This is a genomic window from Chlorobaculum sp. 24CR (genome assembly GCF_004118635.1).
Classification (GTDB): Bacteria; Bacteroidota; Chlorobiia; order Chlorobiales; family Chlorobiaceae; genus Chlorobaculum.
Genome location: NZ_SDGU01000021.1, coordinates 1 through 13321, shown reverse-complemented (window position 1 = coordinate 13321; position 13321 = coordinate 1). Strand labels below are relative to the sequence as shown.

Here is a 13321-nt window from a genome sequence, read left to right as displayed (position 1 = left end):
CAACCTTAACAAACGATACAATCATACGATGCCAGCACAAACGCTCAGAGGAATATCGAAAACCTTTCTCCTCGTCTCCTTCGCCGTCATCTCACTCGCGGCCTTCGGTGGCGGATTCGGAGTGCTGACGAACAATGCTTTTTTGCTCAAGCTTCATCCGTACCTCTTTTTTGTCGGCTTCGGCAACCTGGCCATTCTGCTCTTCAATCGCTACCTGACGGCGGCGATCTATCCCGAATTGCGGATCGACCCCGTGCGTCAGCGCCTGTTCATCGGCCTGGTGCTGCTGGCGCTTGTCATGGTCACCGTTGCCGTGGCGGCTGACCTGCCGCTCCTCAAGGCGGCGGCGGGCCTCATGCTGATGGGGGTGGTCGCCGTGCCGCTCTACGAGATTCTCACCACCCTCTCCGTGGCGAAAATCTGGAATGAGGTGTCGGTGCGCTACTACATTTTCGACGTGGTTTTTCTGCTCAACGCCAACCTCGGCCTCTTCACGCTCGGCCTCAAGGAGGCGTTTCCTGACAACGGCATCATTCCGTTTTTCGTGACGCAGTCGGCCTACTTTCTCGGCTCGTCGTTTCCCTTGAGCATCAGCGTGATGGGCTTCCTCTACACCTACGCCTGGCGGCGGACAAGCAAGATGGAGCTGGCCAAAAAGCTTTTCAGCCTCTGGTTTTACCTCTTCGTCGGCGGTGTGCTCTACTTTTTGGTCGTGATTCTCATGGGCGATTACCTCGGCATGATGCTCATCAGCCACATTCTCACCTTTGGCGTGATGGCGCTGCTTTACACCTTCGGCGTGTTTCTGCGAAACTGGTTCCGCAACAACTTCGCCCATCCGGCGCTCGCTTTTATGCTCGGCGGTCTGGCGTTTCTCTTCGCCACCAGCGCTTTCGGCATTCTGAATATTTACTATGCGAAGGGGATTCTGTTCGGCAGCTATCCGCCCATCCGGGGCGACAAGATGTGGATTTACCACTCGCACACCCACTCGGCGCTGCTTGGCTGGATCACGCTCTCGTTCATCGGCATGATCTACATCGTTTTGCCCGCCATCCAGAAGACGGGAGGCCTCGAACTGCTGCACTCCGGCGATCCGCTGGAGCAGTTGCTCGACGCGCGCACGATGAATCGCGCCTTCGTGCAGCTTTCGATCATTCTTGTCGCCGGAGTGACGATTATCGTGAGCTTCTTCAGTGGCGAGCAGCTCGTGCTTGGCATTGGTGGCGTCGTCTATGCGGTAGCGGCGCTTTTGCTGTTACGCAATCTCGTTCACGATCCGGTTTTCAAGACCGGTGACAAATCATAAAAACCTCATGATCTATCCACTGTTTCGTTATTGCGGCGTTGCCGCGTGCGCCGGTTTTTTGCTTTTCGGCTCCGCCCATCCGCTCATCGCCGCCGATGCCCGGCAGGAGGCCGTGGCGCGGAAGGGTAGCTTCGAATGGAACGAGTTGCGTACTCAGGAACCGGCACTGCGCGCCGATCTTTCGGGCGCGAAGCTGAAAGGACGGCGGCTGCGTACCGTCAATTTCAAAGGCGCAAACCTTGTCGGCGCTGATCTCAGCCAGTGCGACATGGGTCGTTCCGATTTCCGCGACGCCGACCTGCATGGAGCCGACATCAGCGGCTCGGTGGTGTTCGGCAGCCGTTTTAACGGAGCGAATCTGGCCGGAGCGTCCCTCGCCTCCACCTCCTGTACGGACGCTGATTTTACCGGCGCGAAGATGGCTTCGACGGTGTTGCGTAAATCCGAACTCGGTAAAGCATCGATGCGAGAGGCCGACCTGCGAGGCGCCGATCTTCGGGAGACAAATCTTGAATATGCCGATCTTAGCCATGCCGACCTCCGTGCGGCCAATCTCTGGCTGTCGAGCACCGGCGGCGCGAACTTCAGCGGCGCGGTGATCTCCAACGAGACCGTCTTGCCGAACGGCAAGGAGGGATCGGCCAGATGGGCCGAAGCGCACGGAGCCAGGTTCATGCCGGTCGTGGCGCAACCGGCGACAGCTTCATCCCGCGGCCCGGCAACGGCGCGGGCCGGACGCCGGGGTGAGGCTGCGTTGCCTTCCCCTGATTCGCAGCCGAAGCTTGCCGCCACGCTCAATCCGCTCAGAGCCTGGCGTCCCGCGCCGTCAACGATTGCCTACGACGCCGATCAGTTCGAGCTGCTGAAATCGAACGTCACGAAATGGAACAAAATCAGGAAGCAGGAGCCGGAGATGGCGGTCAATCTGAAAGAAGCGCCGCTTGCCAACCGGGTGCTCGCCTATGCTGACTTGCACGCCGCCGATCTTGAAAAGGCCTCGTTCAAGCGCGCCGACCTCGACCAGGCCGATCTGAGAAACGCCAATCTCAGGGGCGCGGATTTGCGGTCGGCCAATCTTCAGCGGGCCGATTTCCGGCAGGCCGACCTTCGCGGCGCCAATCTCTGGCTTGCCAATACAAGCTGGGCCAGGTATGAGGGAGCGATCATCTCGTCGGAAACGGTGCTCGATTCCGGCAAGAAAGCGACCCCGGCATGGGCGCGAAAACATGCGGCGAGGTTCTCGAATGAACCGGGCCGTTGAGATAATGATGGTGAGAAGGAGGCGTAAAGCATATGTCACGAAACGGCACACCGATGGTCACGGTCACGGTACCGATGTACAACAACGAGCGATATATCGCCGAAACCATCGAGTCGGTGCTCGCGCAGACGATGGACGATTTCGAACTGCTGATCTATGACGACCATTCAACCGACCGCTCGCTTGAAATAGCCCGCTCGTTCGATGACCGGCGCATCGCGGTTTTCGGCAGCGAGCGCAATCTTGGCCCCGAAGGCAACTGGAACCGCGCTGTCAGCGAGGTTCGGGGCCGGTACGTCAAGCTGCTTTGCGCGGACGATCTGCTCTTTCCGGAGTGTCTCGAAAAGCAGCTTGCCGCGTTTGAGCAGGCCGGGTCGGATGGGTTGAGCCTTGTTTCGTCGCAGCGAACCATTATCGATCCGGAGGGCAGGGTGCTCATCAAAAAGGTCAACTTCATTGATGGCGGCCTGAAAACGCCTGACGATGTGGTCAGAAAAATGGTGCGCCTCGGCACCAACATCATCGGCGAACCGGTCTGCGGACTCTATCCCGCCGGGCTGATCGCTTCGACCAGCGGCTACAGCGCGCGCATTCCCTACACCATTGATCTCGATTTCTGGATGCAGCTCCTGCGCCTGGGTAACCTCTGGATGATCGACGAGCCACTCTGCGCTTTCCGTATCTCCAATCTTTCGTGGTCGTCGCGGATCGGAGAGATGCGCCACGAGCAGTTTCTCGCCTTCATGGAGGAGGTGGCCGGCGATGAGCTTTTCCAGATCAACGACCTCGACCTGTTCATCGGGCGCTTCAACTCGGCGGTGCAGTCGATGACGAGCCTCATGGGCTTCAAACTCTTCGCCGGATCGCAGACCGAAAAGCGGGTGATCCCGGTGCAGTAGGCGGGTCTCGACGGAAGTGGATCGCCATGTTCCGAAAGGTCGTGACACGATACAAGACACGACCCTTGAACATGAATATCCAGACAAAAACCAATCATTCTCGATTGTAGGGACGGCTCTTGTGCCCGTCCTCTTTCTCTGTATTCTCCCGGCAAGTCGGGATGGCTCGTAATGTCGGATTGTGACAAAACGTCTTTCGGAAAGCATCGATAACCAAAACCGTACATTAACATGAGAATGCAGGGGAAAATCGCGCTCGTCACCGGGGCGGCGGGGGGTATCGGCAGCGCGACCGCGCGTTGCTTCGCCCGCGAGGGGGCGGTCGTTGTTTTGGTGGATATCGATCTGGAACAGTGCAGCCGGGTGTGCGATGAAATCTCGCAAAATATCGGACAGGCTTCGTGCTCCGGCGTCGATCTTACCTCCGAAAAGCAGGTTGTCGAGCTGTTTGCCAATATCCGCCGCGACTACAGCCGGCTCGACATCGTCGTCAACATCGCGGGTGGCGACTGCGAACCGGCGGCCTCCGTGGAGACAATCGACATGGAGCGGGCCATGCGCAATCTCGACATGAACCTCAAGTCGTGCATGGTGAGCTGCCGCGAAGCGGCGAAGATCATGAAGCCGCAAAAATATGGCCGGATCGTGAACATGAGTTCGCTGGTCTGGCGCGGCAGCCCGAACCAGTTCAGCTATTCGGCCTCCAAGGGCGGCATCTTCGCCTTTACCCGCTCGCTCGCCCTGGCGCTCGGCGCGTTCAACATCACGGCCAACGCGCTCGCGCCCGCGCTGGTGGAGGTCGAGGCGTTCGTGCGCGCGCTCGGCCCGGAGCGCTGGCAGGCGCTCGCGAAGGCCTCCGCCGAGCGCTACCCCCTCGGGCGCATCGCCACGCCCGACGACGTCGCCAAAGCCGCGCTCTTCCTCGCTTCGGACGACGCGGCCTTCATCACCGGCCAAATCCTCGAAATCTCCGGCGGCGCAAGGCTGTGAGCCGTTGACAATTGATGATCTGTCAGGGGCGTTTACTTCGACCACCGGTTTTTCTGCAAGAAACCTTGCGTTATAACCCGCTTATTCTTCATATTTTATACTATCAGTAAAGCCTCTTTTCATCAAACCATCTCTACACCATGTCACTATCATCTGCACGTATGTTCCTCGACAAGCTCATGGCTGAAGAGGATCTTGGTATTCAAATGGCCGGTGAGCTCTCCAGAAAAAGAATGGAGCTAATCCGCCAGGCCGGTTTCGAGTTTACCGACAAGGAGCTTGAGCAGGCCAAGGCAAGCCTTTCGCCCGGCGCTCTCGGCCACGTCGCCGGTTGGCTTTGCGAGCTGCCGTTCGACAATCAGGTGCACGTCAGAAGTTGCGGCGGCGGTCTCTGGCATTGATCTCGTCCGTCCTGTTTCATTGAACGACCGTAGCGTTTCCCCACAATCATCGGCGACCAGTACGCCTAAAAGGAGGTTGATCCATGTATCCGATTCAGATTGGCAACTACGATTTCAAGAGGATTTATCTCTGGCTGCAATATTCCGACAGGCTGCCGTTTTTCACCGAGGTGGTCATCGAGGTGTTCTATCCGAACAACATGCAGGCCGATGGACTGGTGATGTTCAACCACGGATTTCTGATCGGCTTCGATCCCTTCTTTTATCCCAAGCAGCTCCTCAGCAAGATCACCAATCAGGATACGCCGCTTTTCGAGGTCAATCCGTCGTGGTACTACAACTACTCGCAGGCGGCCATCGACAACAACTGGGCGCTGGCGTTCGTGACCACGGTTCATCAGCAGATCGATGGTATGCCCTGGACCGATTTCGGCGGCAGTGCGAGGCCCGGCCAGGCGGCATACGCGGCGGCCTCCTACCTCATTCGCTACGGCGCGACCCACAAGTACAACGACGAAAAGGCGGTCAAGGCGTTTCAGTTTCTGAAACCTGCCGCGGCAACCTCAAAGGCGGGACTCAGCAAGGGAAATCGCGTACTTTTCGCCGGTCACTCGGTTGGCGGCGCTCACGCGCAGGCGGCGGCCACCGGCTTCGCCAATCTGCGTGACATTGGCAGAAAAAATTTTACGTCGTACGACCCGGTTTTCTACAATCGCGAAGTCACGCCCGATCACACGCCTCCGCTCTCGAAGTGGACGCCGGAAGAGATGGCCGATCCGGTTGGCGTACTCCAGCTTTCGCCGGTGGACGGTGCTGGCGGCAAGATCGTGCCGGTGTTCGCTCCCGGCATGAAGCCCTACCGCCAGAAGCTCGCGGAGATGAAGATTCCGAACCTGATGGTCGTGGGCAATTGCGACAGCGCCTGCCTGACCACGGCGTCCAATCCTCCGGCATGGAGCGCGACCGGCAGCAACAACCAGTACGCGCAGATGACTCCGGCAGGCAAGGAGTCGTGGGGCGCTGTCTGCATGGTCGAAGATGGCGGCCATTGCGGTTACCTGCTGCATCGCAACGACCTGTGCTCGATGGCGGACGCCCAGCCGAACAAACTTGCGGGCTGCAAGGACGCGACCGTCTGGCAGGCCGGAGAGGCGGAGTTCCACTTTACCAACGAACTGATGCGGCGCTATATCGATCAGCTTGCGTCGGACAAGCCGAAGATCGACAGCTTCGATGACTGGAAGGGGTGTGAACTGGTCAGTTGGCTCAGTGACGAGACCTCGGACAAGCAGGGGATCAACCTCGCAAAGTTCGCGGATGGCCGGTATGTCCATTTCGCGCACTGAGCGCTGACGGGCGTCCGGCGGAACCGTTCGGCATGTTCGGGGGTTGAGAAGGGGAACCTGTTTGTTCGCTCCCGGTCTCGTGGATATTTAAACGGTTGACGCCATGCCTGAAACCTTTTATTCCCAGCCTCTCGAAAAGCTGTTCGAGCAGCTCGGCGCTTCACGCGGCGGCCTCACGGAAACGGAGGCCGCCGCGCGTCTGGAACGCTACGGCCCCAATCGTCTCGAAACCGCGCCATCGGCCAGCCCCTGGAAGCTGCTGGCCGAGCAGTTCCGCAACGTCCTGATTATCACCCTGCTTATCGCCATGGTGCTCTCGGCTTTTCTCGGCCACGGCGTCGAAGCGATCGCCATTGCGGTGATCGTGCTCTTCGCCGTGCTGCTCGGCTTCGTCCAGGAGTACCGCGCCGAGAAGGCCATCGAGGCGCTGCGGCAGATGGCCGCTCCGGCTTCGAAGGTGATCCGCGATGGTCGCGAACAGATGATTCCGGCTCTGGAGCTGGCGCCGGGCGACCTCATCGTGATTGCCGCCGGAGACCGCATTCCGGCGGACGCGCGGCTCGTCGAAGCGGTCAACCTGCGCATGGACGAGGCGGCCTTGACCGGCGAGTCGCTGCCCTCCGAAAAGGAGTCCGCCGTCACGCTGCCGCCCGAGACGGCTATCGGCGACCGGCGCAATATGCTCTTCGCGGGCACCTCGGCGGTACACGGGCGCGGCCTGGCCCTCGTGACCGCCACCGCGATGCAGACCGAGTTCGGGCGCATCGCCGGAATGTTGCAGCGGGTCGAGAGCGAAAAGACGCCGCTCCAGAAAAACCTCGACAAAGTTGGCGCTTCGCTCGCCCGCGCCGCGCTGGTGATTGTGGTGATCATCGTTGGTCTCGGCATCGTGCGCGGCCAACCCTTCATCGAAATCCTCATCTTCGGCATCGCGCTCGCCGTGGCAGTGGTGCCGGAGGCGCTTCCGGCGGTGGTCACCATTTCGCTCGCCCTCGGCGTGCAGCGCATGGTCAAGCGAAACGCGCTCATGCGCCGCCTGCCCGCCGTCGAAACCCTCGGCAGCACCACGGTCATCTGCTCCGACAAGACGGGCACCCTGACCCGCGACGAAATGACCGTCCGCCGCCTCTACGCCGCCGGACTTGACGTCAGCGTGGCCGGTTCGGGCTACCGTCCGGAGGGCGAGATGAAGATCGACGGCGCTTCCGGCGAGTTGCCGCCGCCGGTGCGGGAGCTGCTGCAAGCCGGGGTGCTCTGCAACGACGCCACGCTCGCACAAGCGCCGGAGGGGGAGTGGAAGATTTCCGGCGATCCGACCGAAGCGGCGCTCGTCGTCGCCGCCAGAAAGGCAGGGTTTGACGAGCACGATCTGCGCAACCGTTTTCCGAGAATCGACGAAGAGCCTTTCTCCTCCGAAACGAAGCGGATGGCGACGGTTCACCGCTCGGACGCTTCGCCCTTCACCATCGTCAAGGGCGCGCCGGAGGTGATTCTGCTCGCCTGTTCGCAAGCTCTCGATATTGCCGGAAAGCCCGAAGCGCTCGACGATCCGGCGCGTCGTGATATTCTCGAAAAGGTGGAATCGATGGGCCGCGACGCGCTCCGGGTGATCGCCATCGCGCGGAAAGAGAGCGCGGGCGCTGCGGAGGCATCGAACGGACTCACCTTTCTCGGACTCGCCGGAATGATCGATCCGCCTCGCGACGAGGCGAAGTCGGCCGTTGAGCGCTGCGTCGCGGCGGGCATCCGGCCTGTCATGATTACCGGCGACCACCCGGTGACGGCGCGGGCCGTGGCGCGTGAGCTTGGCATTCTGCGCCAGGGGCGCGTCCTCGCCGGGGTGGAGATCGAGGCGATGGACAACGGCGCTCTTGGCGAGGCCGCCGGAAGCGTCGAGGTGTTCGCGCGGGTCTCGCCGGAGCACAAGCTGCGCATCGTCGAGGCGCTTCAGAAAAATGGCGAGGTGGTCGCCATGACCGGCGACGGCGTCAACGACGCTCCGGCGCTGAAAAAGGCGGACATCGGCATTTCGATGGGCATCTCCGGCACCGAAGTGTCGCGCGAGGCGTCGGCCATGACGCTGCTCGACGACAACTTCTCCACCATCGTGGCGGCCATCGAGGAGGGGCGGGGGATTTACGACAACATCAAAAAATATCTCACCTACCTGCTTTCGTCGAATATTGGCGAACTTGGCCTCATGGCCGGAGCGACCGTGCTCGGCATTCCGCTGCCGCTGACGGCGGTGCAGATACTCTACGTCAACCTCGCCACCGACGGTCTTCCGGCGCTCGCGCTCGCCGTCGATCCTGCCGAGCCGGGCATCATGCAGCGCCCGCCGAACGACCGGAAGCGGGGCATTTTCACCCGCCCGGTGATGGCGCTGATGCTTGCCGGCGGCCTCTGGTCAACGCTGGTCAATCTGGTGCTTTTCGAGTGGGCGCGCCACTCCGGACGTTCTCTCTCGGAGGCGATGACTATGACCTTCGTCTCGCTCGTGCTCATCCAGTTCTTCAAGGCCTACAACTTCCGCTCGGAAAAGGAGCACGTTTTCACGAACACCTTCACGAATCGCTGGCTGAACCTGGCCATTCTCTGGGAGCTGGTCATGCTCGCGGCGATCATCTACGTGCCCGCGCTCACCGCGCCGTTCGGCACCTTCGCCATGCCGGTCGAGGACTGGGTGATCGTGGTTGGCGGCGCGTTGTCGGTCGTGCCGGTCATCGAAGCGGTCAAGTGGTTCATCAGAAGCGGGCGTCTGAAATGAGGTCATTGCTACAAACTTTCTGTCCCGATCGAACACTTTCGGATCGGGTGGCGCTTTTGCCGAAGAGGACGGCCACAAGAGCCGTCCCTACAGTCGGGATGGCGTTTTTTGCCAGAATACTCATGTTCAAGGTCCGGGTGCGGTATCGAGCCGGATACGAGTGACTCGCAATACTCACCCCGATTTGTCGGGACTCCGGTTTCCGCGCCCCGTCCGCTATTTCCGGCAAGTCGTGCTCATGACTCTTTTTAGAGGCGCTCATCATAAAAAAGGTTGGAAAAACTCTGTATCTTCGGGAATTTCCGCCATTTTCGCCTTTTGATTCAGTGTCCTCTTTAGTCAACCACCAGCGCATCTGCCTGTGAAAAACAGCTTCAGAAAAAAGCCGCTTTCGCTTTTGATCGAGGAGATGAAAAGCGAGCACCGTCTGCATCGCGTACTCGGCCCGTTGGCCCTTACCAGCCTCGGCGTCGGCGCGATCATCGGCACCGGTATTTTCGTGCTCATCGGCGTGGCCGCTCACGACAAGGCAGGCCCCGCCGTGACGCTCTCCTTCGCTCTGGCCGGGCTGGCCTGCGTCTTTGCGGCGCTCTGCTACGCCGAGTTCGCCTCGATGGCCCCGGTCGCCGGTTCCGCCTACACCTACGCCTACGCCACCCTCGGCGAACTCTTCGCCTGGATCATCGGCTGGGATCTGATTCTCGAATACGCCGTCGCTTCGGCCACCGTGGCGCACGGATGGTCGCACTACTTTCAGGATTTCATCGGAATATTCGGCCTGCACCTGCCCGGAATTTTCTCGCGAGCGCCGCTTGACTTCGATCCCGTGACCGGTTCGCTCGTGCTGACCGGCTCGATGTTCGATTTGCCCGCCGTGGTCATCGCCCTTGCGGTGACGGCGGTTCTCGTCAAGGGCATCCGCGAAAGCGCTGGATTCAATACGGGCATGGTGATCGTGAAGGTGGCCATCGTGCTGCTGGTCATCGCCCTTGGCGCGATGTACGTCAAGCCGCAGAACTGGCAGCCCTTCGCGCCATTCGGCTATTCGGGGCTGAGCGTCTTCGGCCACACCATTCTCGGAGAGAGCGGCCCCGGCGGAGCGCCGGTCGGCGTGCTTGCCGGGGCGGCGATGATCTTCTTCGCCTATATCGGCTTCGACTCGATTTCGACCCACGCCGAGGAGGCGCGGAATCCGGAGCGCGACGTGCCGATCGCGATTATCGCTTCGCTCATTATCTGTACGGTGCTCTACATCGCCGTGGCGGCGGTGATTACCGGCATGGTGCCGTATCGGCAGCTCAACATCGACGCGCCGGTCTCCAACGCCTTCAAGCAGGTCGGCCTCGGCTGGGCGCAGTTCCTCGTTTCGCTCGGAGCCATCACGGGCATCACCTCGGTGCTGCTGGTCATGATGCTCAGCCAGCCGAGAATTTTTCTGGCGATGGCGCGTGACGGCCTCTTGCCGAAAGAGTTTTTCGGCGCGGTGCACCCGAAGTTCAGAACGCCCTGGAAAGCGACCATTCTCACCGGCATTTTCGTGGCCACTCTCGGTGCGTTCCTGCCGCTGCGGTTGCTTGCCGAGCTGGTCAACATCGGTACGCTTTTCGCTTTCGTTGTGGTCTGCGCCGCCGTGCTCATCATGCGGCGCACCAATCCGGAGGCGGAGCGCCCCTTCAGAGCGCCTTTCGTGCCCTTCGTGCCCATCGCCGGAATTCTGACCTGCCTTGTGCTCATGTTCTCGCTGCCCGCCGAAAACTGGTGGCGGCTCATCGTCTGGCTGGTCATCGGCTTTGGCATCTATTTCTTTTACGGACGCCACCACAGCATCCTGAACCAGCGCCCGGATTGACCGGTCAGCTTACGGACGGGAGCGCTTCCCTCGCCCGGAAGGCTTCTTGGCTGGCCGGTATCGAACTTTCCCCGTTTTTTTTCGAGCCTGCTTAGGCCGCCATCGTGAGTTTGCGTATATTAGTGCGCTTATTTACGCAAGAGCAGGAAATACAAAAACTCATTCCCCCAGGAGGAAAACGATATGCAGACCATTTATGCCGATGGCATCGCGAACATGATTCTCGTTGACGGCGTCGTTCGCTTTGACCTTGTCAACGTCATCTCTGTCGAGAAGGGCAAGGAACCCAATGTTCGCCCCAATGCAACGGTCGCCCTTTCGCTGCCTGCGGTGATTCGCATTCAGGACCAGCTCACCAAGATGATCGACAAAATGGTCGAGGACGGGATTCTCACCAAGAATAACGCTCCTGCCGCTCCGGCCAACTGAATCGCCGGTAAAGAACTTTGAGGACAGCAGGGAGATAAAAGTCGCAGATACTTTATCTCCCTCTTGTTTTTTTGATTCCGCTCTTTTGCGCCTGTTACCCCTCTTTTCTTTTTTCACTGCTCTCCGAATGCCTGCCCCGTTGTCAGCCGCTTCTCCGGCTTGCGGCAATTTCCCGAAATCCTATATTTCAGGTTTCGTTAAAACCCGAAGTGCTCAAAATCCATGCCCGATCCAATGTTCCCCTGTCCTTTCGATGAGCGCGTATCGCTCGCAACTGTCGGCTACTACGGCATCGGCGGCGAGGCGCGGTGGGTCGTCCATCCGCGGAGCGCGGCTGAAATCGCCGCCTCGCTCGACCGCTGCGGCAAGCTCAAGCTGCCGGTCATCGTCGCCGGAAAGGGGAGCAACATGCTCTTTTCGGACGAGGAATTTCCGGGCGCGGTGATCGTGCTTGACCTCATGAACCGCATGTTCCGGGTTTCCGATGAGCTGTTTTTCTGCGAGGCGGGGGTCGAAAACACCGACGCGGCTTTGATGCTTCAGCGGGCGGGCCGGAGCGGCGGGGAGTGGCTTTATCGCTTGCCGGGCGCCATCGGCGCGACGGTGCGCATGAACGGGCGCTGCTACGGGCGCGAAATCTCCGGCGTGACCCGGAGCGTCGTGACGGTCGGCCTCGACGGCGCGGTTCGCTGGCGCAGCGCCGAGGAGGTGTTCCTCGGCTACAAGGAGACCAGCCTGATGCGGAGTTCCGAAATTGTCGTCGGCGCAGTGCTCGAATTCGCGGATGAGGACGCTCCCGATGCCATCGGAGCGCGGATGCGCGAGTTCGGCGATGATCGCGATGCGAAACACCAGTTCGATTTTCCGAGCTGCGGCTCGACCTTCAAGAACAGCTACGAGGCGGGCCGACCGAGCGGGCAGATTTTCGACGCCCTCGGCTTTCGTGGCCGTCGCGAGGGCGGGGCGCAGGTGAGCGACCACCACGCCAACTTCATCTTCAACACCGGCGGAGCGCGAGCTACCGACGTCCTGAAGCTTTGCGCCGCCATGCGCACCGAAGCGCGTGAGCAGGCGGGCGCAATGCTGGAACTCGAACTCCAGTGCGCCGGTCTGTTCGAGACCGCGCTGCTCGACGCCTGCGGCATCGCCTCGACGCCAGAGCCGTCACGCCCTGGTTACGGCTGGACGGGCCTGTTGCGTTTCCCGGAGGCCGCGGACGCCGCTTTTCCGCGAACGCTGCTGCACGGCCCGGCGCTCGACTACTTCTGCCGCGACGCCGCATTTCCGGCGGGCATCGCCGTCGAGGTCGAGCAGTTCGTTTCGCTCGACGAAGCGCGACAGTCGCCGGAGCGTCCCTTCATTCGCTGGACGACGCGCGACGAATCAGGCGCGGCTTTTGCGTTGCGGCCCGAAGCTCCGGCGGGCGCGTTTGTCGATCATTTGTGGGAGTCGAGCGTCTCTGAGCTGTTCATCGCCGACGGCAGCGGAAGCGCGGAGTACCTCGAATTCGAGGTGACGCCGGAAGCCCACTGGCTCGCCCTCCGCTTCGACGCCCCGCGCCAGCGAGCCGCCGGACACGAAACCCCGTCGGACGCACTCTGGCGCGGCCAGGCAACGCCCTTCGCCAGCGAAACCGGTTTCGGCATGGAGCTTTCGTACGCAATGCTGGAGCCGTTCATCCACGACGGCCGCCTGACGCTGCAAAACGCCGTCAGCCTCGGAGATGGCCGTTACGGTTTATTTCCGTGGTGGCACGACGAAGAAGCGCCGGATTTCCACCAGCCCACGAGGTATTGCGTGGTGAGGGTGGGGTGAAGGGGGTGAAGGGGATGAGGGGTGATTAGTAAAAAAACGGATGAGATTTTCAGGATTTATCTGGATGAATCTGGATGCAACAAGGCAGGCTGTTCGCATGATAGAAGAGGTCGGAAAGGTGATTGAAAGAATCTAAGCAGTTAAGTGAGAGATAAAATTTTTTTGAATCTCTATGGGATATATTCCCCGAAGCTCTGCTTCGTTAAAGATAAAAGTGTAATAATTGAGCACATATATTCATAAAAGTCATAATGT

At 60.4% G+C, this 13321-nt stretch carries 11 protein-coding genes; 10 read left to right on the top strand and 1 reads right to left on the bottom strand.

Annotation, left to right across the window (positions count from 1 at the left end):
* Window positions 1-28: 28 nt before the first annotated feature.
* The 7 genes from EST62_RS04145 (at window position 29) to EST62_RS04115 (ending at window position 8973) form a co-directional block, all read left to right on the top strand.
* Window positions 29-1309 carry a hypothetical protein gene (locus EST62_RS04145; protein WP_129050847.1) on the top strand — a complete coding sequence of 427 codons (1281 nt, stop codon included), beginning with the start codon at window positions 29-31 and terminating at the stop codon, window positions 1307-1309.
* A gap of 7 nt (window positions 1310-1316) precedes the next feature.
* The gene (locus EST62_RS04140) at window positions 1317-2570 is read left to right on the top strand and encodes a pentapeptide repeat-containing protein (RefSeq protein ID WP_245153457.1); all 1254 of its coding nucleotides are present in this window, start codon (window positions 1317-1319) and stop codon (window positions 2568-2570) included.
* A gap of 32 nt (window positions 2571-2602) precedes the next feature.
* The gene (locus EST62_RS04135; RefSeq protein WP_129050846.1) at window positions 2603-3469 is read left to right on the top strand and encodes a glycosyltransferase family A protein; all 867 of its coding nucleotides are present in this window, start codon (window positions 2603-2605) and stop codon (window positions 3467-3469) included.
* Window positions 3470-3700: 231 nt separating this feature from the next.
* Window positions 3701-4459: an SDR family NAD(P)-dependent oxidoreductase gene (locus EST62_RS04130; RefSeq protein WP_129050845.1), complete on the top strand. Its 759-nt coding sequence runs from the start codon at window positions 3701-3703 to the stop codon at window positions 4457-4459.
* Between the two features lie 140 nt (window positions 4460-4599).
* Window positions 4600-4860: a Nif11-like leader peptide family RiPP precursor gene (locus EST62_RS04125; protein WP_129050844.1), complete on the top strand. Its 261-nt coding sequence runs from the start codon at window positions 4600-4602 to the stop codon at window positions 4858-4860.
* A gap of 83 nt (window positions 4861-4943) precedes the next feature.
* A complete protein-coding gene (locus EST62_RS04120; protein WP_129050843.1) occupies window positions 4944-6206 on the top strand; it encodes a hypothetical protein in 1263 nt (420 codons plus the stop codon).
* Between the two features lie 103 nt (window positions 6207-6309).
* Entirely contained in the window at window positions 6310-8973 is a 2664-nt protein-coding gene (locus EST62_RS04115) for a cation-translocating P-type ATPase (RefSeq protein WP_129050842.1), read from the top strand.
* Here the strand turns inward: EST62_RS04115 and EST62_RS13395 are convergent.
* A complete protein-coding gene (locus tag EST62_RS13395) occupies window positions 8951-9406 on the bottom strand; it encodes a hypothetical protein (RefSeq protein ID WP_167599171.1) in 456 nt (151 codons plus the stop codon). The two genes, EST62_RS04115 and EST62_RS13395, sit on opposite strands and share 23 nt — an antisense overlap.
* Between EST62_RS13395 and EST62_RS04110 the strand changes: the two genes are divergently transcribed.
* The 3 genes from EST62_RS04110 (at window position 9335) to murB (ending at window position 13066) form a co-directional block, all read left to right on the top strand.
* On the top strand, window positions 9335-10822 hold the full coding sequence (locus tag EST62_RS04110; protein ID WP_129050841.1) for an amino acid permease: 1488 nt from the start codon (window positions 9335-9337) through the stop codon (window positions 10820-10822). The genes EST62_RS13395 and EST62_RS04110 overlap by 72 nt on opposite strands.
* A 183-nt stretch (window positions 10823-11005) precedes the next feature.
* Entirely contained in the window at window positions 11006-11251 is a 246-nt protein-coding gene (locus EST62_RS04105; RefSeq protein ID WP_129050840.1) for a hypothetical protein, read from the top strand.
* A 222-nt stretch (window positions 11252-11473) separates the two neighbouring features.
* Window positions 11474-13066 carry a UDP-N-acetylmuramate dehydrogenase gene (gene murB, locus EST62_RS04100; RefSeq protein WP_129050839.1) on the top strand — a complete coding sequence of 531 codons (1593 nt, stop codon included), beginning with the start codon at window positions 11474-11476 and terminating at the stop codon, window positions 13064-13066.
* Window positions 13067-13321: the final 255 nt, after the last annotated feature.

What these genes read in the sequence shown, in the direction of transcription:
- EST62_RS04145 (WP_129050847.1), top strand. Translation starts at nt 29, where the DNA reads ATGCCAGCACAAACGCTCAGAGGAATATCGAAAACCTTTCTCCTCGTC.
- EST62_RS04140 (WP_245153457.1), top strand. Translation starts at nt 1,317, where the DNA reads ATGATCTATCCACTGTTTCGTTATTGCGGCGTTGCCGCGTGCGCCGGT.
- EST62_RS04135 (WP_129050846.1), top strand. Translation starts at nt 2,603, where the DNA reads ATGTCACGAAACGGCACACCGATGGTCACGGTCACGGTACCGATGTAC.
- EST62_RS04130 (WP_129050845.1), top strand. Translation starts at nt 3,701, where the DNA reads ATGAGAATGCAGGGGAAAATCGCGCTCGTCACCGGGGCGGCGGGGGGT.
- EST62_RS04125 (WP_129050844.1), top strand. Translation starts at nt 4,600, where the DNA reads ATGTCACTATCATCTGCACGTATGTTCCTCGACAAGCTCATGGCTGAA.
- EST62_RS04120 (WP_129050843.1), top strand. Translation starts at nt 4,944, where the DNA reads ATGTATCCGATTCAGATTGGCAACTACGATTTCAAGAGGATTTATCTC.
- EST62_RS04115 (WP_129050842.1), top strand. Translation starts at nt 6,310, where the DNA reads ATGCCTGAAACCTTTTATTCCCAGCCTCTCGAAAAGCTGTTCGAGCAG.
- EST62_RS13395 (WP_167599171.1), bottom strand. Translation starts at nt 9,406, where the DNA reads ATGCAGACGGTGCTCGCTTTTCATCTCCTCGATCAAAAGCGAAAGCGG.
- EST62_RS04105 (WP_129050840.1), top strand. Translation starts at nt 11,006, where the DNA reads ATGCAGACCATTTATGCCGATGGCATCGCGAACATGATTCTCGTTGAC.
- murB (WP_129050839.1), top strand. Translation starts at nt 11,474, where the DNA reads ATGCCCGATCCAATGTTCCCCTGTCCTTTCGATGAGCGCGTATCGCTC.